Origin of the sequence: Enterobacter wuhouensis (assembly GCF_035835995.1) — a bacterium.
GTDB classification, from domain to species: domain Bacteria; phylum Pseudomonadota; class Gammaproteobacteria; order Enterobacterales; family Enterobacteriaceae; genus Enterobacter; species Enterobacter wuhouensis.
Genome location: NZ_CP142124.1, coordinates 2,674,871 through 2,695,899 on the forward strand (window position 1 = coordinate 2,674,871; position 21,029 = coordinate 2,695,899).

The 21,029-nt window shown below is 52.4% G+C and carries 21 protein-coding genes; 8 read left to right on the top strand and 13 right to left on the bottom strand.

The window, feature by feature from the left end:
• Positions 1–4: 4 nt before the first annotated feature.
• The 3 genes from VPX56_RS12885 (at position 5) to yciA (ending at position 3,405) form a co-directional block, all read left to right on the top strand.
• A complete protein-coding gene (locus tag VPX56_RS12885) occupies positions 5–544 on the top strand; it encodes a septation protein A (RefSeq protein ID WP_131632407.1) in 540 nt (179 codons plus the stop codon).
• A gap of 181 nt (positions 545–725) precedes the next feature.
• Positions 726–2,912: a TonB-dependent siderophore receptor gene (locus VPX56_RS12890; RefSeq protein WP_326466767.1), complete on the top strand. Its 2,187-nt coding sequence runs from the start codon at positions 726–728 to the stop codon at positions 2,910–2,912.
• Positions 2,913–3,009: 97 nt separating this feature from the next.
• The gene (gene yciA / locus VPX56_RS12895) at positions 3,010–3,405 is read left to right on the top strand and encodes an acyl-CoA thioester hydrolase YciA (protein ID WP_326466769.1); all 396 of its coding nucleotides are present in this window, start codon (positions 3,010–3,012) and stop codon (positions 3,403–3,405) included.
• 36 nt (positions 3,406–3,441) lie between these two features.
• Here the strand turns inward: yciA and tonB are convergent, their stop codons facing one another.
• Positions 3,442–4,164 (bottom strand): TonB system transport protein TonB, encoded by a 723-nt coding sequence (gene tonB / locus VPX56_RS12900; protein WP_207389434.1) that lies wholly within the window; start codon positions 4,162–4,164, stop codon positions 3,442–3,444.
• Between the two features lie 221 nt (positions 4,165–4,385).
• Between tonB and VPX56_RS12905 the strand changes: the two genes are divergently transcribed.
• On the top strand, positions 4,386–4,682 hold the full coding sequence (locus VPX56_RS12905; RefSeq protein WP_131632404.1) for a YciI family protein: 297 nt from the start codon (positions 4,386–4,388) through the stop codon (positions 4,680–4,682).
• A gap of 37 nt (positions 4,683–4,719) precedes the next feature.
• Here VPX56_RS12905 and VPX56_RS12910 read toward each other — a convergent pair whose 3' ends face one another.
• Positions 4,720–5,673, bottom strand: a complete 954-nt coding sequence (locus VPX56_RS12910; protein WP_131632403.1) for a helix-turn-helix domain-containing GNAT family N-acetyltransferase — start codon at positions 5,671–5,673, stop codon at positions 4,720–4,722.
• Between the two features lie 361 nt (positions 5,674–6,034).
• Here VPX56_RS12910 and VPX56_RS12915 point away from each other — a divergent pair, with 361 nt between their 5' ends.
• A complete protein-coding gene (locus VPX56_RS12915) occupies positions 6,035–6,379 on the top strand; it encodes a serine acetyltransferase (RefSeq protein ID WP_242673375.1) in 345 nt (114 codons plus the stop codon).
• A gap of 33 nt (positions 6,380–6,412) precedes the next feature.
• Here VPX56_RS12915 and leuE read toward each other — a convergent pair whose 3' ends face one another.
• The 4 genes from leuE to VPX56_RS12930 form a co-directional block, all read right to left on the bottom strand.
• The gene (gene leuE / locus VPX56_RS12920; protein ID WP_131632401.1) at positions 6,413–7,048 is read right to left on the bottom strand and encodes a leucine efflux protein LeuE; all 636 of its coding nucleotides are present in this window, start codon (positions 7,046–7,048) and stop codon (positions 6,413–6,415) included.
• A 68-nt stretch (positions 7,049–7,116) separates the two neighbouring features.
• On the bottom strand, positions 7,117–7,527 hold the full coding sequence (locus VPX56_RS12925; protein WP_326466778.1) for an Exc2 family lipoprotein: 411 nt from the start codon (positions 7,525–7,527) through the stop codon (positions 7,117–7,119).
• 20 nt (positions 7,528–7,547) lie between these two features.
• Complete coding sequence (locus VPX56_RS23035) at positions 7,548–7,676, bottom strand: KPN_01571 family protein (protein ID WP_407655043.1); 129 nt, start codon at positions 7,674–7,676, stop codon at positions 7,548–7,550.
• A 118-nt stretch (positions 7,677–7,794) separates the two neighbouring features.
• The gene (locus VPX56_RS12930; protein ID WP_017384232.1) at positions 7,795–7,968 is read right to left on the bottom strand and encodes a YciY family protein; all 174 of its coding nucleotides are present in this window, start codon (positions 7,966–7,968) and stop codon (positions 7,795–7,797) included.
• A 144-nt stretch (positions 7,969–8,112) separates the two neighbouring features.
• Here VPX56_RS12930 and cls point away from each other — a divergent pair, with 144 nt between their 5' ends.
• Entirely contained in the window at positions 8,113–9,573 is a 1,461-nt protein-coding gene (gene cls / locus VPX56_RS12935) for a cardiolipin synthase (protein WP_131632399.1), read from the top strand.
• Positions 9,574–9,606: 33 nt separating this feature from the next.
• Positions 9,607–9,936 carry an HI1450 family dsDNA-mimic protein gene (locus VPX56_RS12940; RefSeq protein WP_003856748.1) on the top strand — a complete coding sequence of 110 codons (330 nt, stop codon included), beginning with the start codon at positions 9,607–9,609 and terminating at the stop codon, positions 9,934–9,936.
• 31 nt (positions 9,937–9,967) lie between these two features.
• Here the strand turns inward: VPX56_RS12940 and VPX56_RS12945 are convergent, their stop codons facing one another.
• The 7 genes from VPX56_RS12945 to VPX56_RS12975 form a co-directional block, all read right to left on the bottom strand.
• The gene (locus VPX56_RS12945; protein ID WP_326466782.1) at positions 9,968–10,804 is read right to left on the bottom strand and encodes an ion transporter; all 837 of its coding nucleotides are present in this window, start codon (positions 10,802–10,804) and stop codon (positions 9,968–9,970) included.
• A gap of 48 nt (positions 10,805–10,852) precedes the next feature.
• A complete protein-coding gene (oppF, locus tag VPX56_RS12950) occupies positions 10,853–11,857 on the bottom strand; it encodes a murein tripeptide/oligopeptide ABC transporter ATP-binding protein OppF (protein ID WP_131632397.1) in 1,005 nt (334 codons plus the stop codon).
• Positions 11,854–12,867, bottom strand: coding sequence for an ABC transporter ATP-binding protein (oppD, locus tag VPX56_RS12955; RefSeq protein ID WP_131632396.1), 1,014 nt, complete (start codon positions 12,865–12,867; stop codon positions 11,854–11,856). The genes oppF and oppD overlap by 4 nt, the downstream gene beginning before the upstream one ends.
• Before the next feature lie 11 nt (positions 12,868–12,878).
• Positions 12,879–13,787 (bottom strand): oligopeptide ABC transporter permease OppC, encoded by a 909-nt coding sequence (gene oppC, locus VPX56_RS12960; RefSeq protein ID WP_131632395.1) that lies wholly within the window; start codon positions 13,785–13,787, stop codon positions 12,879–12,881.
• 12 nt (positions 13,788–13,799) lie between these two features.
• Positions 13,800–14,720: an oligopeptide ABC transporter permease OppB gene (gene oppB / locus VPX56_RS12965; RefSeq protein WP_131632394.1), complete on the bottom strand. Its 921-nt coding sequence runs from the start codon at positions 14,718–14,720 to the stop codon at positions 13,800–13,802.
• 84 nt (positions 14,721–14,804) lie between these two features.
• Complete coding sequence (gene oppA / locus VPX56_RS12970; RefSeq protein ID WP_131632393.1) at positions 14,805–16,436, bottom strand: oligopeptide ABC transporter substrate-binding protein OppA; 1,632 nt, start codon at positions 16,434–16,436, stop codon at positions 14,805–14,807.
• Positions 16,437–17,208: 772 nt separating this feature from the next.
• Entirely contained in the window at positions 17,209–17,856 is a 648-nt protein-coding gene (locus VPX56_RS12975; protein ID WP_326466793.1) for a YchE family NAAT transporter, read from the bottom strand.
• A 480-nt stretch (positions 17,857–18,336) separates the two neighbouring features.
• Here VPX56_RS12975 and adhE point away from each other — a divergent pair, with 480 nt between their 5' ends.
• Positions 18,337–21,015 (top strand): bifunctional acetaldehyde-CoA/alcohol dehydrogenase, encoded by a 2,679-nt coding sequence (adhE, locus tag VPX56_RS12980; RefSeq protein WP_131632391.1) that lies wholly within the window; start codon positions 18,337–18,339, stop codon positions 21,013–21,015.
• The last annotated feature ends 14 nt before the right edge of the window (positions 21,016–21,029 follow it).

A 21,029-nucleotide genomic window follows, 5' to 3' on the forward strand; every position in this document is an offset into this window, starting at 1 on the left:
TAGAATGAAGCAGTTTCTTGATTTTTTACCGCTGGTGGTCTTTTTCGCGTTTTACAAGCTGTACGACATTTATGCCGGGACAACGGCACTGATTATCGCTACGGCTGTCGTGCTGATTTACAGCTGGGTTCGGTATCGCAAAGTGGAAAAGATGGCGCTAATCACCTTCATCATGGTGGCTGTGTTTGGTGGCCTGACGCTGTTCTTCCACAATGATGAATTCATCAAGTGGAAGGTGACCGTGATTTACGGGCTGTTTGCGGGTGCCTTGCTGATAAGCCAGTGGGTGATGAAAAAACCCCTCATTCAGCGCATGCTGGGTAAAGAGCTGACGCTGCCACAGGCAGTGTGGTCGCGCCTGAATATCGCCTGGGCAGTGTTCTTCATCCTGTGTGGCCTGGCGAATATCTATATCGCCTTCTGGTTGCCTCAGAACATCTGGGTCAACTTTAAGGTCTTCGGCCTGACCGCCCTGACGCTTATCTTCACGCTGCTAAGTGGCGTCTATATCTACAGACACATGCCTCAGGACGACAAGCACTGATCCGTTTGGCCAGATCGCGCCGCGATCTGGCCCTTCTCCTCTTTCCTTTCACAATCAACATTTCCTTCATCAACAATGTCTGAATCATGAAGATTTTGTGGAGATTGTCGTCACTTTATTGTAATGAGAATCACTATCATTAATATTCATTCTCGCATTTTTAACAAATGGAAACGAGTTGATGAATAATATAATAAGATTTACCCCCGCTTCTCTTACGTTGGCCATCCTTGCGGCATTAAGCCATGGCGCGCACGCAGCAGACGAAAACCTCGCTGATGGGGAAACCATGGTCGTTCAGGCGACGGCCGAAGAGGCGCTGAAGCAGCAGCCGGGGGTCTCCATCATCACGGCAAAGGATATTGAGAAGGATCCCCCGGTTAACGACCTTTCAGAAATTATTCGTAAAATGCCCGGGGTTAACCTCACCGGAAACAGCGCGACGGGCAGTCGAGGTAACAATCGTCAGATCGATATTCGCGGTATGGGGCCGGAAAATACCCTGATTCTGATTGATGGGGTTCCGGTCACCTCACGCAACTCGGTGCGCTACAGCTGGCGCGGCGAGCGCGATACGCGCGGAGACACTAACTGGGTACCGCCAGAAATGGTCGAGCGCGTTGAGGTTCTTCGTGGGCCGGCAGCCGCCCGCTATGGTTCCGGTGCCGCAGGGGGCGTCGTCAACATCATCACCAAGCGCCCGACCAACGACTGGCACGGCTCGCTTTCCCTTTACACCAATCAGCCCGAAAATGATAAAGAGGGGGCGACCAAACGCGCAAACTTTGACCTCAGCGGCCCGCTCGCGGGCGATGCGTTGACCATGCGCCTGTACGGCAATATCAACAAAACCGACGCGGACGCTCAGGATATCAATACGGCACAAAATGGTTCCTATGCCGCCGGGCGCGAAGGCGTGCGCAACAAAGATATCAACGCTCTGCTCTCGTGGAAACTCACGCCGCAGCAGATAATCGATTTTGATTATTCATACAGTCGCCAGGGCAACATTTATGCAGGCGATACGCAGTACAGCAACGGCAACCTCAGCCCAAACGGCGTCGTGTCGTCCCTGTATGGACACGAAACCAACCGTATGTACCGGCAGTCGTATGGACTAACCCACAACGGGATTTGGGACTGGGGGCAGTCGAAATTCGGTGTCTATTACGAAAAAACCAACAACACCCGCCTGGAGGAAGGTTCGACGGGCAAAGTTGAGGGGATGATCAACAGCGACAAATACGATACAAGCCGGCTCGAGTCATACCGTACCACGGGCGAGCTAAACATTCCGCTGTTCTGGCTAGTCGAACAGACTCTTACGCTGGGCGCAGAGTGGAATCGCGATGAACTTAATGACCCGGCGTCCATGCAGGCGACGAACGTTTCGGGAGAAGTGATTAACGGCGTTCCCGGCACGGCGTCTGAACGCAATAGCAAAAACAGTGCTGACCTCACCGGTATCTATCTTGAGGACAATATTGAAGCGCGCCAGGGCACTAACCTGATCCCTGGGATTCGCTTTGATTATCACAATGAATTCGGCAGCAACTGGAGCCCAAGCCTGAACGTTTCTCAGGACGTCGGCGAAATGTTCAAGGTTAAAGCGGGCATCGCGCGGGTGTTTAAAGCGCCTAACCTTTACCAGTCAAGCGAAGGCTATTTACTTTCTACCCGCGGCAACGGTTGCCCGACTAACGTCGCCGAGGGAAGCTGTTACCTGTTAGGCAATCCAGATTTGGATCCTGAAATCAGCGTGAATAAAGAGATAGGGCTGGCTTTTGCGCTGGAAGGCTACGAGGCCGGCATCACCTGGTTCCGTAACGACTACAAGAACAAGATCGTTTCAGGCACGGACGTACTGGGGCAGACAAGCAGCGGCGTAAACATCCTTCAGTGGGAGAACGGTGGGAAGGCCGTGGTTGAGGGGCTGGAAGGTAATCTGACCGTACCGGTCATCCGCGACACCTTAACCTGGCGTACTAATGCGACGTATATGATCCAGTCTGAAAATAAAGACACCGGTAACCCGCTGTCGATTATCCCCAAATACACCGTCAACACGATGCTCGACTGGGAGGTTAACAGCAAACTTTCAGCGAACGTTAGCTGGACAATGTACGGCCGCCAGAAGCCGCGGGAGAATGCTGAGATCCGCAATGAGAAAAGCGCCATGTCCGATAAAGAGATCGGCGCCTATTCCATCGTTGGGATCGGCAGTAACTATCAGCTGACGAAAAACCTTCGCCTGAACGCCGGGATCAGCAACCTCTTTGATAAGCAGATTTACCGCGAGAATGACGGTGCATCAACCTACAACGAACCGGGCCGTGCATATTATGCCGGTGTAACCATGACGTTCTAATACCCAAGTGCCCGCACCGCGGGCGCTTTCCCCTATTCTCTCCGGTTAAAAATCATAGTAGCATCCCGCCTGAAGTCTTCAGTTACGAGTTAAAACAATGACAACAAATGACGCCCCTCAGGGCGAACTGGTTTTACGCACACTGGCAATGCCCGCGGACACCAATGCCAATGGCGATATTTTTGGCGGCTGGCTAATGTCGCAGATGGATATGGGCGGCGCGATTCTGGCAAAAGAGATAGCGCATGGTCGGGTTGTTACCGTTCGTGTGGACGGCATGACGTTTTTGCGTCCCGTTGCGGTGGGCGATGTGGTTTGCTGCTATGCACGCTGCGTGAAGCGCGGCAATACGTCTATTTCTATCAACATTGAAGTGTGGGTGAAAAAGGTATCTTCTGAACCCATCGGGCAGCGCTATAAGGCCACAGAAGCGCTGTTTATTTATGTGGCGGTCGATAACGAGGGTAAACCTCGCCAGTTTCCAAAAACCTGACGCCCCGTAAAAAAAGCCTCCTTTCGGAGGCTTTTTTTATTCCATCTGTGCCCCGCCGTTCACGCGGAAAACAATATTGACTATCAATCCTTTACCGGGTTTACCCGCTTCATAGCGCCATTTGCGCATTGCGGTTTTCACTTCACGCTCGAACATGTTTGAAGGCTGCGCGGAAAGGACCTCAACATTTTCCACACGGCCATCAGGCGTAACGTCGAATTTCACTCGTACACGACCTTCAATGCGTAGCGCCAGCGCACGGGTAGGATACTGCGGCTGATTGCGGCTCAGGGCGCGCGGCCCCGCCGGCGCGGTGACCGTCGGCTTCGCAGCCGTTGCGGTATTGTTCATTAATGGACGTGACGGAGCCGCATTTTCAACAGGCTGGGTCGCTCGCGGCTCAACCGGGCGTTCTTCACGTTTAGGACGCTCTTCCACCTTCTTCACCGGTTTTGGCTTCGGCTTTGGTTTTGGCTTAGGTTCCGGTTTATGGATCACCACGGGCGCTTCTTTCGGCGGCTCCGGAATGGGTTCTGGCTCCGGCTCTGGTTCTACAACCGGCTCAGGCGGTGGCGGCGCAACCTGGGGTGGCTCAAGATCTGCTGGCGATACCATGGTCACAGAAATTGGCTGCGCGGGCGCTGGCATTTCAATAACCTGATGAACCGAGGTATAGAGTAAACCCGCCACGACAGCACCGTGAATAACGACAGAAAGCAGCGTCGGCCAGGGAAAGCGGCGAGGTAAATCAAGGGTCATCGAAGTCATAATCATCAACGTTAAAAAACCGAACCCTGATTTTAAATGCAAATAGCAATCATATTCAATAAGACACTTTGTTCTGAGGCAATTTAAGCGCAACAGAGGCCAAAAAAGGCGCATTCAGATCAGGGTATTAACATTGTTTCTATCTTTACATTGCAGTCATTTCTGCTTTCACATAACGTAAATGACACTTTTAACGGTTAAGGAGCTTCACCGTGCTTTACGTGATTTATTCTGAAGATAACGCCGATTCCCTGGAAAAACGCCTTTCAGTGCGTCCAGCCCATCTTGCCCGCCTGCAGCTGCTGCAGGATGAAGGCCGGTTACTGACCGCTGGCCCTATGCCTGCGGTCGACAGTAACGATCCTGGCGCTGCGGGCTTTTCCGGCTCCACGGTGATTGCCGAATTTGAGTCTCTTGAAGCCGCAAACGCATGGGCGGAAGCAGATCCTTATGTTGCCGCTGGCGTCTACGCCAAAGTGACCGTACGACCGTATAAGAAAGTGTTCTGATGTAAATAAGGCTCCGTAAGGGGCCTTTTTTACATGCTTATCCCTTACGGACCCGCGTAAACTGTTGCTCCGTAATGAGGCTTCCCCACTGATCGCCCTCCCACTCTTTCACCAGCGTAAAGCCGAATGATTCGTACAGACGGCGGGCCGCGGTGAGCTTATTGAACGTCCAGAGATGTACCGCAGAGAAGCCGTAACCGTCGCAAAACGTTATCGCTTCCGTCAGCAGTTTTTTACCTGCACCGTTTCCCCTGCACCCATCATCGAGAATAAACCAGCGCAGATGGGCTTCTCCCTGTTCAAGGTCCTCACCATCTATGGCTACCGACCCTACAATCCTGCCGTTCATAACCGCCAGCCAGATCCGGTTGCAGGGCTTGTCGATACGGTCACTAAACTCCGCCAGTCCCGCAGCCACTTTGGCCTCGAAGAAGCGACCAAAACTGTGCTCTCGCGCGTAGTAGCACCCGTGCATCTCCGCGATGCGGCCAATCATTCCGGGAAGATAGCCCTGAACGATCTGGAGCGCGTCGGGTTGTGCGTCACTCTCGTTTTCCCGGCACGACAGCAGCGCCTGAGCATAAAGTGACAGGCCCTGAGCAATCGACTGTTGCTGCGTGGCGCTGAGCGACTTGAGCGCCGAGATCACCCTTTTGCTGCCATAGGCATTGATCTGTTCAACCGTCGCGCGCCCTTTTTCCGTCAGCCGGAGAGATTTCGCTCTGGCATCGTGCGGGGATATCCCCTCCTCAAGTTCACCGGCGGCAATCAGGCGCGCCAGCAGGCGGCTAACGCTGGATTTTTCCAGCCCCAGCAGCTGCACCAGCTGTCCAGCGGTCATCTCTTTTCGCAATGCTATTTCAACGAGGGTGTGAACGGCAGAGGGCGAGTAGTCCGTTGAGGCGAGCGTGGCGGACATAAACCCCAACTCCCTGACCATCAGGCGCGAGGCAGTACGGATATCGTTAACGACGGGCGTGTTGTTGTGCATTTCTTTTTCTCCCTTATTTAGTTGTACTATACAACTAAATACCCGGACAGTGTCAAAGAAATTATTTTGGCAGGCTGATGCGTATTCTTTACGATGAACCGTAGACCAGACTGCAGATAAACATTACATTAGCGCTCAGATTTTTCTGAAAAAAATAAAGTTTGGTTATAGCTTAATGTATTTAAATTTAACGGAATGTCTCAAAGAAGAAGTTCAAAAAGGGAGTAAGTCCTTCTCCTGGGCAAGAACGATACGTCGCGCAATAAAGTGCAAAGACCGCCGTTTTTACTTCTGGTACCGGATATGGACCTACTTATATCAAACCAATAAATATGGGTTAAGTCACTTCGCAAAGAACAGAATGTCATCGCTTAACCGCAAATACTCGATAGATATCAATCCTAAGGCGCGGATTGGTGCGGGCATGAAGATCGTTCATTTTTCATGCATTGTTATGCGTGGTCATACCGTAATTGGCAAAAATGCGGTTATCCGCCAGGGGGTCACTATCGGCGCTCGCCGGGATGAAGACGTAGGTTTTACCACTATCGGGGACAATGTCGAAATAGGCGCTAACTCCTGTATTCTTGGTGATATCAGCGTCGGTCATAACGTCACGATTGGTGCCTTAACGTTCATCAATAAAGATATCCCTGATAACTCGGTTGTTTACTCCTCGAAAGAAATGTTCATTCGCAGTAAATAATTAAAAAGGCTCCCTCAGGAGCCTTAATTTCACTTAATGCAGCGACGCTAATCTCGCCGCGAATCCCACAAACAGCAGCCCTATCAGACCGTTCCCCAACTTTGCCAATTTCTTTTTGGTTTTCAGATAACGGGTAACAAATGCACCAGAAAAAATCAGGAAGCTCATATACATAAAGCTAATCAGCTCAAGCGTGATGGCGAGGATCAGGAACGAGGTCCCCGTATTTTCCGCACGCACGTCAATAAACTGCACAAAGAACGAAACGTAGAACAGAATCGCTTTTGGATTCGTCAGGCTCAGCACCAGCGAGCGCTTCATGATCGCACTGGCCGGCTCCGTGCCGCTCTCGTGGGCATTATTCTGTCGGGTGATCACCGACCAGAGCATTTTCCCACCCAGCCACAGCAGGTAGAACGCCCCCAGATAGCGGACAATATTGAAGAGGACGGGCGTGGTCTGAATTAACGCCGCAACGCCCGCCCAGGCCAGGAACATCAGTACCGCATCACCGATAAACACGCCGGTCGCGGCGAGGTAGCCTTTCTTAACGCCGTGACCAATCCCGGTCTTGAGCACGAACAGGGTGTTTGGCCCCGGTACCAGTACGATAAAAAATGCGCCGACAACATAGGTCCAGAAATTCAGTACACCAAACTCCGCAAACACTTCTCCCTCCTTTTGCTAAAAACAACGGGGATACCGCTGCAAAAACGGTATCCCCCAAATCAGTGGACCTATTGTACGCCGTTATAGCCATCAAGATAAGTCGCGGCCAGTTCATTGCCGAATAAAACAGCGTCCTTCGGCTCCATCTTTGAAGACCATTTATCGCTCGCATTACCGGTGAAGGACTGGTCCGTGTTCGCCTCTTTCTTCAGCTGTTCGCGGATGCTTTGCGCATACTCCCGGGCTTCATCTGGCGTGCGTCCCGCTGCGCGATCGCTTTTGCCCTGAGCATACAGCTCTTTGAACTGAGGCACGTTAAGTCGATAATTTTGCGAGACGCTCGAGGTGTAGTTTCCGCCGATAAAGCTGGATTTATGCGACACAAAATAGAAGGCGTGTCGCTCTGGCGAGGTTTTGGTGCTGGCACAGCCGCTGATTACCACCACGCCCAGAAGTGCCGCTACCATTTTTCCCTTCATTCCTTATTCCTTTTATCCTTTTAATTAAGCCAATGCGCTCCCCAGGCGAAAATATATTCTGCCAGCGAGGAGAATGATGACAGCCCTAAATCTTCCCTGAGCGCATCCAGCGCCATAAGCACAATAAAAACCCAGAGATACGGATTCATCTTTTAATTTCATGACGTTAGGGGGGCACAGTATAGCGCGGATATCAGGAGGGGATAGACTGCAAAAATTGATAGCCTTTATATAAACAATGGGCACCTTGACGGTGCCCTGCTTTATTCAGATATCCTGGACTGCGAACAGTAACGCATTACGGTGTCTGTTCAGTCCACATTTTCTGATGGCGTGTATACGCATATTGCGGCGGGATTGTGCTTCCAGCCAACGAGCCTTACGACGACTCACCTGTCGCAACATGCGCCAGCGCCCTACTTCTGTTCTACTGCGCTTCATGTCTACAACTCATTCTCTAACAGAGGCGCCATTATAAACCCAACCCAGCGGCATGCCAGCGCTTTTATCTGGCGTTTTTATTTACCAGATGAATCCTGATGCGTACACTCATAACAATACGCTTTCAAAAGGATTTTTCTGTCTATGACAACCTTCTACACCGTGGTGAGTTGGCTGGTCATTCTGGGATACTGGCTGTTAATCGCGGGTGTGACGTTACGCATCCTGATGAAGCGCAGAGCCGTACCCTCTGCCATGGCCTGGCTTCTGATTATCTATATTCTGCCGCTGGTGGGTATTATCGCCTATCTCTCGTTCGGTGAACTTCATCTGGGCAAGCGCCGCGCCGAGCGCGCCCGCGCCATGTGGCCTTCGACCGCGAAATGGCTGAACGACCTTAAGGCCTGCAAACATATTTTTGCCGAAGAGAACAGCAGCGTCGCCTCGTCGCTGTTCAAGCTGTGCGAGCGCCGCCAGGGCATCGGTGGGGTAAAAGGCAATCAGCTCCAGCTGTTAACCTCCTCCGATGATGTGATGCAGGCGCTTATCCGCGATATTCAGCTCGCTCGCCATAATATCGAGATGGTGTTCTATATCTGGCAGCCTGGCGGGATGGCCGATCAGGTGGCCGAGTCGCTGATGGCCGCCGCGCGCCGGGGCATCCACTGCCGACTGATGCTGGATTCCGCCGGCAGCGTCGCCTTTTTCCGCAGCCCGTGGGCGGGGATGATGCGTAATGCCGGCATTGAGGTGGTCGAGGCGCTGAAGGTCAACCTGCTGCGCGTCTTTCTGCGCCGAATGGACCTTCGTCAGCACCGCAAAATGATCATGATCGATAACTACATTGCCTATACCGGCAGTATGAACATGGTCGACCCGCGCTTCTTCAAGCAGGATTCGGGGGTTGGGCAATGGGTTGACCTGATGGCGAGGATGGAAGGCCCCATCGCCACGTCTATGGGGATCGTTTACTCCTGCGACTGGGAAATCGAAACCGGTAAACGTATTCTCCCGCCGCCGCCGGACGGCAATATCATGCCGTTTGAAGAAGCGAGCGGTCATACCATTCACACTATCGCCTCCGGGCCGGGCTTTCCGGAGGATTTGATCCATCAGGCGCTGCTCACTGCGGCCTACTCGGCGCGTGAATACTTGATCATGACGACGCCTTACTTTGTGCCGAGCGACGATCTGCTGCACGCCATTTGCACCGCCGCACAGCGCGGCGTTGACGTCAGCATCATCATGCCGCGCAAAAATGACTCCCTGCTGGTCGGCTGGGCCAGCCGGGCGTTCTTTACGGAACTGCTGGCTGCCGGCGTGAAAATTTACCAGTTTGAAGGCGGGCTGCTGCACACCAAGAGCGTACTGGTCGACGGCGAGCTGAGCCTGGTGGGCACGGTTAATCTTGATATGCGCAGCCTGTGGCTGAACTTTGAAATCACGCTGGTGATCGACGATGCCGGTTTTGGCGGCGATCTGGCCGCGGTTCAGGACGATTATATCTCCCGTTCACGCCTGCTTGATGCCCGGCTGTGGGTGAAACGCCCGCTCTGGCAGCGAATTGCCGAACGACTGTTTTACTTCTTTAGCCCGTTGCTGTAAAACGTGCCCAACGATGTTAATTAGGTAGTCATCATGGAAATGGATCTGAACAATCGCCTGACCGAAGACGAAACGCTCGAGCAGGCCTACGACATTTTTCTCGAACTGGCGGTTGATAACCTCGATCCCGCTGACGTGATCCTCTTTAATCTGCAGTTTGAAGAACGCGGCGGTGCTGAGCTGTTCGACCCTGCGGAGGACTGGGCTGAACACGTTGATTTCGACCTGAATCCTGATTTCTTTGCCGAAGTGGTGATTGGCCTGGCCGATGAAGACGGCGGCGAAATTAACGACATCTTCGCGCGCGTGCTGCTGTGTCGAGAGAAAGACCACAAGCTGTGCCATATTCTCTGGCGCGAATGATAAAAAAGGCTGCGATGGCAGCCTTTTTTATTTAATCCGGTAACGCACTTCCGCAGCGGTTACAAAATCGTGCGCTGTGTTCATGTTCACCCTGGCCGCAGCTCGGACACCTGCGCTGCTGCTTGCGGCTCTGGAACGCGCTGCTCATGTGAGTGGTAATCAGCCCCGTCGGGATTGCGATCACAGAATAACCTATCAGGATCAGCACGGAAGCAACGATGCGCCCAAGCGGCGTATGCGGAGTGATATCGCCGTAGCCAACGGTCGTGACCGTCACGATAGCCCAGTAAACTGACGCATTCAGCGTGGAAAAACCGTATTTCGGCCCTTCGATTAAATACATCAGCGAGCCAAAGACAATCATCACGATAGCGATAAACGAATAGAAGAGGATCAGCTGGTGGCGCGCGCTGACTATCGCACTCCAAAACACCCGTAACGACGGCATAAATCGCAGCAGCTTGAGGATACGCAACACGCGAATTGCCCGCATCGCGCGCCAGGCGAAGACATAGTTCAGGCTAATTTCCGGCCAGAGCCACATCACGTAAAGCGGCAAGATAGTGGCTAAATCAATAAATCCCCAGAAGCTGAAAACGTATTTTGTCGGATTCGGCCAGGTGATTGTCCTCAACACATATTCAAGGGTAAAGACGAGGGTAACAATCAGTTCCAGCCAGACAAAAACGTGCCATTCATCAAACGTCAGGTGATACTGCGTCCCGGCACCGGATTCAATAAAAATGATAATGACGCTGAGCAGCGCAAACAGCCCGCAAAGCCCTTCAAAGCGGCGTCCGGAAACGGTTTTAGGATCGAATAAAAGATGATAAAGCCGCTGACGGACCGACGTAAATAATCGCGACACGGTAACCTCGCCAAAAGATAAGGGCTGACATCATGTCAGCCCTTGCGATTATAACGGGTCTACTTTCAGGCAGGAAACCGCATGTCGGAAACTGCCCTCAAGAACCGGTCGTGTTTTCGCACATTCCGGCCCGGCCATCGGGCAGCGCGTGCGGAATACGCAGCCGGAAGGCGGGTTAATCGGTGACGGGAGTTCCCCTTCCAGAAGCTGGATGGTTTTATTTTTTTCCAGATCGGGGTCTGGAATAGGCACCGCGGACATCAGGGCTTTGGTGTAAGGATGAAGCGGATTGTGATACACCTCATCGTAGGTACCCAGCTCCACGGCATGGCCCAGATACATCACTAGCACGCGGTCGGAAATGTGCTTCACCACCGCCAGATCGTGCGCAATGAAGATCAGCGACAGCCCCATCTCACGCTGCAGTTTTTGCAGCAGGTTGACCACCTGCGCCTGAATTGACACGTCCAGCGCCGAAACCGGTTCATCACAGATGATCAGCTTCGGCTCGAGGATCAGCGCACGCGCAATACCGATACGCTGGCACTGACCGCCGGAAAATTCATGCGGGTAGCGGTTAATGAGGTTAGGCAACAGCCCTACTTTCAGCATCATTGCCTTCACGCGGTCACGGACTTCCTGACGCGCCATCTTCGGATGATAGGTGCGCAGCGGCTCGGCAATAATCTCCCCAATGGTCATGCGCGGGTTGAGCGACGCCAGCGGGTCCTGGAAAATCATCTGGATGTCGCTGCGCACGTTGCGCCACTCGTCCGGCTTCATGCCCAGCAGGTCTTTACCCAGCCAGGCGACCTTCCCGTCGGTGGCCTTAACCAGGCCGATAATGGCGCGCGCAAAGGTCGACTTCCCGCAGCCGGACTCGCCCACCACGCCCAGGGTTTCCCCTTCGTACAGGCGCAGCGTAACGCCATCAACCGCTTTCAGCGTTTTGGCGGGCTGCCAGAACCACTGCTTGCCGTCCTTAATATCAAAGTGCACTTTCAGATCGGCTATCTCAAGCAGCACGTTTCTTTTTTCGTCTAATGCGTTCATACCAGCTCCTCCTGCGGCTTAAAGCAGGCGCGCAGACGGCCTGGTGCAAACTCTTCCAGCGGCGGCGCGCTGTTGCAGATTTCCATCGCGTGCGGGCAGCGCGGCTGGAACGGACAGCCTTTCGGCAGACGCAGCAGGTTGGGTGGATTGCCCGGGATCGTCAGCAGAGATTCACCTTCCGCATCCAGTCGCGGAACGGCGTTCAGCAGGCCAATGGAATACGGGTGGGCTGGCTGATAGAACACGTCGCGTGCCTGGCCGTACTCCATGGTGCGCCCGGCGTACATAACCAGCACCTTATCGCAGATACCGGCAACTACGCCCAGGTCATGGGTGATCATGATAATGGCGGTGTTGAATTCGCGCTTAAGCTCGTTGAGCAGGGTCATGATCTGCGCCTGAACGGTGACGTCAAGAGCAGTGGTCGGCTCATCGGCGATCAGCAGCTTTGGCCGGCACAGCAGCGCCATTGCGATCATCACGCGCTGGCGCATACCGCCTGAGAACTCATGCGGATACATGCGCATGCGCTTGCGTGCTTCCGGCATTTTCACCGCGTCCAGCATTTTGACGGACTCTTCAAAGGCTTCGGCTTTCCCCAGGCCTTTATGCAGCATCAGCACTTCCATCAGCTGCTCGCCCACGCGCATGTACGGGTTCAGTGACGTCATTGGGTCCTGGAAAATCATCGAAATTTGCTCGGCGCGCAGCTTGTTCAGCTCCTGCTCGGGCAAATTGAGGATCTCGCGACCGTTAAATGTCGCCGAACCGCCAATCACGCCGTTTGATGCCAGCAGCCCCATCAGCGCGAACGCCGTCTGGGATTTACCCGAACCGGATTCCCCCACGATCCCCAGCGTTTCGCCTGCGCGCAGGTTAAAGTTGAGATCGTTGACGGCGGTGACATCGCCATCAGGCGTTTTGAAGGTGACGCGAAGGTCTTTCACATCCAGCAGCACGTTGCCCTGCTGTTGCACCTGCGGCGCAGTTGCCGTTTCAATAATTGTCATGACGGCGCTCCTTAACGGTCTTTCGGATCGAGGGCATCACGCAGGCCATCGCCGATAAAGTTGAAACAAAACAGGGTCACCACCAGGAAGCCCGCCGGATACAGCAGCAGCCACGGAGAGACTTCCATCGAGTTTGCGCCGTCACTCAGAAGTGCGCCCCAGCTGCTCAGCGGCTCTTGCGTACCCAGACCCAGGAAGCTCAGGAAAGATTCAAACAGGATCATGCTTGGCACCAGCAGTGAGGCATACACCACCACCACGCCCAGCACGTTTGGAACAATATGGCGAACAACGATGTTGCCGGTCGACACGCCGCCAACCTGCGCCGCTTCGATAAACTCTTTGCGTTTGAGGCTCAAGGTTTGACCGCGCACGATACGCGCCATATCCAGCCAGGAAACCATCCCGATGGCGACGAAGATCAGCAGGATGTTCTGACCAAAGAAGGTCACCAGCAGGATCACAAAGAACATGAACGGGAAGGAGTTTAAAATCTCCAGCATACGCATCATCACGGAGTCGACTTTACCGCCCAGGTAGCCAGAAAGTGAACCGTAAAGGGTGCCGAGGATCACCGCCACCAGCGCGGCGGCAATGCCGACCATCAGGGAGATACGGCCACCAATCGCCACGCGAACCAGCAGGTCACGGCCTGATGAATCTGTGCCGAAATAGTGCCCGGACTCCATGTCGGGCGCGCTCGACATCATGCCCCAGTCGGTATCGAAATAGGTGAACTGCGACAGCATCGGGGCCAGAGTCACAAACAGCGCGATGATCACCAGCACAACCAGGCTGGCGACCGCTGCACGGTTATGCATAAAGCGGCGACGGGCGTCCTGCCAGAGGCTACGGCCTTCTACTTCCAGTTTTTCACTGAAGTTTTCCAGCGCCTCGCTGTTTTTCTTACTCAACATCATGGCGTGCTCCAGTTAGTAACGGATTTTCGGGTCGATAACGGCATACAGCACATCAACCACGGCGTTAAAGAGGATGGTTAATGCACCGACGAGGATCGTCAGACTCAATACCAGCGAGTAGTCGCGGTTAAGCGCACCGTTAACGAACAGCTGGCCAATACCCGGCAGGCCGTAGATGGTTTCGATGACCATTGAACCCGTAATAATACCCACGAACGCCGGCCCCATGTAGGAGAGCACGGGGAGCAGCGCAGGCTTGAGCGCATGACGGAAGATAATTCGACGCATCGGCAGCCCTTTAGCGCGCGCGGTGCGAATGAAGTTGGAGTGCAGAACCTCAATCATCGACCCACGGGTGATACGCGCAATACTGGCTATGTATGCCAGAGATAATGCCACCATCGGCAAAATCATAAACTTCAGCGCCCCGCCGTTCCAGCCGCCTCCGGGCAGCCATTTCAGCGTGATGGCAAATATCATCACCAGTAACGGCGCGACAACGAAGCTGGGGATAACCACCCCGGTCATTGCGACCCCCATTACGGCATAATCCCATTTGGTATTTTGTTTTAATGCGGCGATAACGCCGGCAGTGACGCCGAGAATGACGGCCAGGAAGAATGCCGCAGCACCTAATTTAGCCGATACCGGGAAGCTGGACGCCACCAGGTCATTAACGGAATAGTCTTTATATTTAAATGACGGGCCAAAATCACCGTGCGCCAGCTGCTTCAGATAATTGAAGTACTGGGTGGAGATAGGATCGTTTAAATGGTATTTCGCTTCGATATTCGCCATAACCTCTGGCGGCAGCGTACGTTCGCCGGTAAATGGACTTCCCGGCGCGAGACGCATCATAAAGAATGAAATCGTGATGAGAATAAATAGCGTTGGAATCGCTTCAAGACAGCGACGTAGGATAAATTTCAACATTGCCCGTACCTTCTGGCGTGTGCCTATATAATGTGACGTTGGTTAGACACCGTGGGGCGAGCATGCCCGCCCCACTCATTGCCATTAATGCTTGATAATATACAAGTTTTTAACGTAGATATTATCCATCGGGTCTTTACCGGTGTAACCCCCTACCCACGGCTTAACCAGACGGGCGTTAACGTAGTAGTAAACCGGAACGATCGCGGAGTCTTTATCCAGCTGCTGCTCGGCTTTCGAGTACAGCTCGGTACGCTGCGCCTCGTCGGTCGCTTTCAGCGTGTCGCCAATCAGCTTGTCAAACGCCGGGCTCTTATAGTGCGCGGTGTTGTTTGAGCTGTCGCTCAGCATGGTGTTCAGGAAGGATGTCGGTTCGTTATAATCCGCACACCAGCCCGCACGCGCCACATCAAAGGTGCCCTGATGACGGCTATCCAGGAAGGTTTTCCACTCCTGGTTTTCCAGCTTCACGTTCGCACCCAGGTTCTTTTTCCAGATGGACGCAACGGCGATAGCCAGCTTTTTATGCAGGTCAGAGGTGTTATATAGCAGGCTGAAGGTCAGCGGCTTATCGGCGGTGTAACCCGCTTCAGCCAGCAGTTTTTTCGCTTCGGCGTTACGCTGTTCCTGGGTCATTTTGAACCAGTCTGGCTCGGTCAGTTTAGCTCCGTCGGTGTACGGAGGCGTGTAGCTGTATGCTGGCAGATCGCCCTGGTTCTTCACCTTGTTAACGATGATGTCGCGATCCAATGCCAGCTTAAGTGCGGTACGCACGCGCACGTCGGTGAATGGCGCTTTCTGGTTGTTGATTTCGTAGTAGTACGTACACAGGTACGGATCAACATGCACTTCTTTCGGGATCTCTTTTTTCAGCTTCTGGAACAGTTCAATCGGCATGTTGTTATAGGTCATGTCGATTTCGCCGCTGCGGTAGCGGTTAACGTCGGTCACTTCAGAAGAGATTGGCAGGTAGGTCACCTGGTTAATGACCGTTTTGGCGTTATCCCAGTAATTGGTATTACGCTCCAGATCGATACGTTCGTTCACAACCCAGGCCTTCAGTTTGTAGGCACCGTTAGTGACGATGTTTGCAGGCTGGGTCCATTTCTCACCGAATTTTTCTACGGCCGCTTTTGGCACTGGAGAGACAGACGGGTGAACCAGCAGCTTATAGAAGTACGGAACAGGTTCGCTCAACGTGACTTCGAAGGTGTTAGCGTCAATGGCTTTTACGCCCAGATCGGTAACAGGCTTTTTGCCGGTGATGATGTCATCGATATTGGCAATGTGGCCGTACTGCAGATAGCTCGCATAAGGAGAGGCGGTGTTTGGATTCGCCAGGCGCTGCCAGCTATAAACGAAATCTTCGGCGGTAACCGGCGTACCATCGGACCATTTCGCATCTTTACGCAGATGGAAGGTCCAGACTTTGAAATCTTTGTTTTCCCATTTTTCTGCCACGCCCGGAGCCGGATGGCCGTCAACGTCAGTGACCAGCAGACCTTCGAACAGATCGCGGTTAACGTTAGACTCAGGAACACCTTCAATTTTGTGCGGGTCAAGAGACTGAACTTCCGCACCGTTATTACGTACCAGCGTCTGTTTTTCAGCCAGCTGTACCCCTGCCGGAACGTCTGCAGCCATTGCAACGTTGCCCGCGATTAGCGCAGTAAAAATTCCCGCTGCTAACAGACTTTTTTTTGTGATGATGGACATTGTGTTGATACTCCACTCATTATAATTACTGGCCTTCGCCAGCTGTGTAATCCCCTTTTGGGGCCTGTACAGCGCAGGAGTTTTTTTTGCTACTGTCAGGTTCTTTTTTTACTTCTTGCTATCACCGACTTCTTTATTACTGACGGCTCGTTCGGCTGTCTTGCGTCGATTCTTCACACGCCTACCCTATCTAAGCCGTGCGTTTGATACTGGAGAAGATGGCTATATGAAAATAATTCTCATCTTCTTTTTTCAGGTTACAAAATATAAGGCCGGAAAGTACCAAATGGCTTAATCTCGCGCCAATACATTTTGCAAATTTGTTAAGCAATTCTCTTTTACGGCGATTGCCGATTCTTTGGGGGCAGCCCTGCCAGACATCAAACACCAGACAAAAATCTTGGTATTCAATTAGATAGAGAAAATCATCTCTACAAGCGCGTCGCTGCGCTATCATCGATTCGAATTGTACGAAAACTTAACAACTGGTTATTATTTAGCACATTCATCTAAGGGAACGTTGAAATTACTAATATCATTTCGGTTATCTCTCAGCAAGCCCCAGAGTATCATGTGACTAAAATAACAGAGCGATCGAAGGATTTATGCGCAGGCAAGGGGCGACGTAATATGTAACCTTCTGATATTAAACAAAAGGCTATTATTAGTAGAATTAATTATGGCTTACGCACAATTCAACTTTATTTATATGATTTGCTGATAATGACGTAAAAAAACGGAGCCGCTGGCTCCGTTGTTTCATATGAAATCTCTAGTGCAATAATCCGGGGAAGATGCTTTTTATGCCGGTGACAATGAATTCAATACCAAGCGCCATCAGCAGCAGCCCCATTATACGGGTAATAACGTTGATCCCCGTCTGCCCCAGCAAACGCACCAGCCAGGGTGCCATGCGAAAAACGCCCCAGCAGCAGAGCGCAAAAAGCGCAATCGCAACGGAGAACCCAATCAGGTGCATGAGGTTGTGGTAGCGAGTCCCCCACACGATGGTGGAGCTAATTGCCCCCGGGCCGGCCATGAGCGGCAACGCCAGCGGCACAACGCCGATACTTTCTCGAACGGCGGTTTCTGATTTTTCCTGCTTGTTCTGTTTATCTTCGCCAAGCTTACCGCTGATCATCGACATGGCAATGGTGACAACCAGGATCCCGCCCGCGATACGGAAAGAGTCGATAGAAATCCCGAACACCTGCAGAATGCCATCCCCCAGATAAAGCGACGTAAGCAAAATGATAGCCACGGACAGGTTTGCCGTCAGGTTGGTTTTGTTCCTGGCGGCTGCCGTCTGGTAGCTGGTCATACTAATGAAGACAGGAATGATCCCTACCGGGTTAACCAGCGCAAACAATCCGATAAAAAACTTAAAATATGTAGGGAAATCAAAAAGCGTTTGAATCACATTTAGCTCCGCTAATGAGCATGTCCAGAGGCTGAGGTGGTGTAAGAGTAAAACCGCCGTGAAGATACGCTTTTTATCAGCACACTTCACCAGAAATCTGTTCCAAAACGTTATCATTTCATGATGTTAAACATTTGTAGAATCAATGATAGCGTCACTTCCAATAGTTACGTAATTATTTAACAGTGGAATAATCTCTTCAAAATAACCCTGCTGAAAGGTATCAGCTTGGTAGAAAATTGACGTAGATCATGATTTTCGTACTCAGAAGTGAGTAATCTTGATTACACCCCAGAAGGGGAAACCTATCAAAAAGGGATGATGCTAAGGTAAGGCTCTTTTAGTAAATTAGTGCGCTGGAGTGTAAAGTAACCCGTTGTTTTACTGTGTGTTACGCAAGTGGTATCGGCTCTGACTATACTGTCTGACGTATCGAGCGCTGGTTTACTAATAGAGTTTAAACATTATCAGGAGAGCATTATGGCTGTTACCAATATCGCTGAACTGAACGCACTCGTCGAGCGCGTGAAAAAAGCCCAGCGTGAATATGCCAATTTCACCCAAGAACAGGTTGATAAAATCTTCCGCGCTGCCGCTCTGGCTGCTGCAGATGCTCGAATCCCTCTCGCTAAAATGGCCGTTGCTGAATCCGGTATGGGTATCGTAGAAGACAAAGTGATTAAAAACCACTTCGCTTCTGAGTATATCTACAACGCCTATAAAGATGAGAAAACCTGTGGCGTACTGTCTGAAGACGACACTTTCGGTACCATCACCATTGCTGAACCTATCGGCATCATCTGCGGTATCGTTCCAACCACTAACCCGACGTCTACTGCCATCTTCAAATCGCTGATCAGCCTGAAGACCCGCAACGCAATCATTTTCTCCCCGCACCCGCGTGCGAAAGACGCCACGAATAAAGCCGCGGATATCGTTCTGCAGGCTGCAATTGCCGCTGGCGCGCCAAAAGATTTGATTGGCTGGATCGACCAACCTTCCGTTGAACTGTCCAACGCGCTGATGCATCACCCGGACATTAACCTGATCCTGGCGACCGGTGGTCCTGGTATGGTTAAAGCTGCATACAGCTCCGGTAAGCCAGCCATTGGCGTTGGCGCAGGTAACACCCCTGTCGTCATCGACGAAACCGCAGACATTAAACGTGCCGTTGCTTCTGTTCTGATGTCCAAAACCTTCGACAATGGCGTCATCTGTGCATCCGAGCAGTCTGTTGTCGTTGTTGATTCCGTATACGATGCTGTTCGCGAACGTTTCGCCAGCCACGGCGGCTATATGCTGCAGGGCAAAGAGCTGAAAGCGGTCCAGGACATCATCCTGAAAAACGGCGCGCTGAACGCCGCTATCGTTGGCCAGCCAGCATACAAAATTGCTGAGCTCGCAGGCTTTACCGTACCGGCGACCACCAAGATTCTGATTGGTGAAGTCACTGTTGTTGATGAAAGCGAGCCGTTTGCTCACGAAAAACTGTCCCCTACTCTGGCGATGTACCGCGCGAAAGATTTCGACGATGCGGTAGAGAAAGCTGAGAAGCTGGTTGCCATGGGCGGTATCGGTCACACATCCTGCCTGTACACTGACCAGGATAACCAACCAGAACGCGTTGCTCACTTCGGCCAGATGATGAAAACGGCACGTATCCTGATCAACACCCCTGCGTCACAGGGTGGTATCGGTGACCTGTACAACTTTAAACTCGCACCTTCCCTGACTCTGGGTTGTGGTTCCTGGGGTGGTAACTCCATCTCTGAAAACGTTGGTCCAAAACACCTGATCAACAAGAAAACCGTTGCTAAGCGAGCTGAAAACATGTTGTGGCACAAACTTCCGAAATCTATCTACTTCCGCCGTGGCTCTCTGCCAATCGCGCTGGATGAAGTGATTACCGATGGCCACAAACGTGCGCTGATCGTGACCGACCGCTTCCTGTTCAACAACGGCTACGCGGACCAGATTACCTCTGTTCTGAAAGCGTCCGGCGTTGAAACTGAAGTCTTCTTTGAAGTTGAAGCTGACCCAACCCTGAGCGTTGTGCGTAAAGGTGCTGAACTGGCGAACTCCTTCAAACCAGATGTGATTATCGCTCTGGGCGGCGGTTCCCCAATGGATGCCGCGAAGATCATGTGGGTTATGTACGAGCATCCAGAAACGCACTTCGAAGAACTGGCGCTGCGCTTTATGGACATCCGTAAACGTATCTACAAGTTCCCGAAAATGGGCGTAAAAGCGAAAATGATCGCCGTAACCACCACTTCCGGTACCGGTTCAGAAGTTACGCCGTTTGCAGTTGTGACTGACGATGCGACAGGCCAGAAATACCCGCTGGCTGACTACGCCCTGACTCCAGATATGGCTATCGTTGATGCCAACCTGGTCATGGATATGCCTAAGTCACTGTGTGCGTTCGGTGGTCTTGATGCCGTGACTCACGCGCTGGAAGCATATGTCTCCGTACTGGCTTCTGAATTCTCTGACGGTCAGGCACTGCAGGCTCTGAAACTGCTGAAAGAAAACCTGCCGGCGTCTTACAACGAAGGGTCTAAAAACCCAGTAGCGCGTGAGCGTGTACACAGTGCCGCAACCATCGCCGGTATTGCGTTTGCGAACGCCTTCCTGGGTGTTTGCCACTCAATGGCACACAAGCTGGGTTCCCAGTTCCACATTCCTCACGGTCTGGCGAACGCCCTGTTGATCAGCAACGTTATCCGTTATAACGCTAACGACAACCCAACCAAGCAGACTGCATTCAGCCAGTACGACCGTCCTCAGGCACGTCGTCGCTACGCTGAAATCGCTGACCACCTCGGTCTGAGCGCACCGGGCGACCGTACTGCGGCGAAGATTGAGAAACTGCTGGCATGGCTCGACAGCATCAAAGCCGAGCTGGGTATTCCTAAATCTATCCGCGAAGCAGGCGTTCAGGAAGCTGACTTCCTTGCTCACGTAGATAAGCTGTCTGAAGATGCCTTCGATGACCAGTGTACCGGTGCGAACCCGCGCTACCCACTGATCTCCGAGCTGAAACAGATCCTGCTGGATACCTACTACGGTCGTGAGTTCAAAGAAGGTGAAACTGCGGGTGTGAAGGTAGAAGCACCTGTCGTAAAAGCTGACAAAAAAGCGAAGAAAAGCGCCTGATTGACAGCCCGATA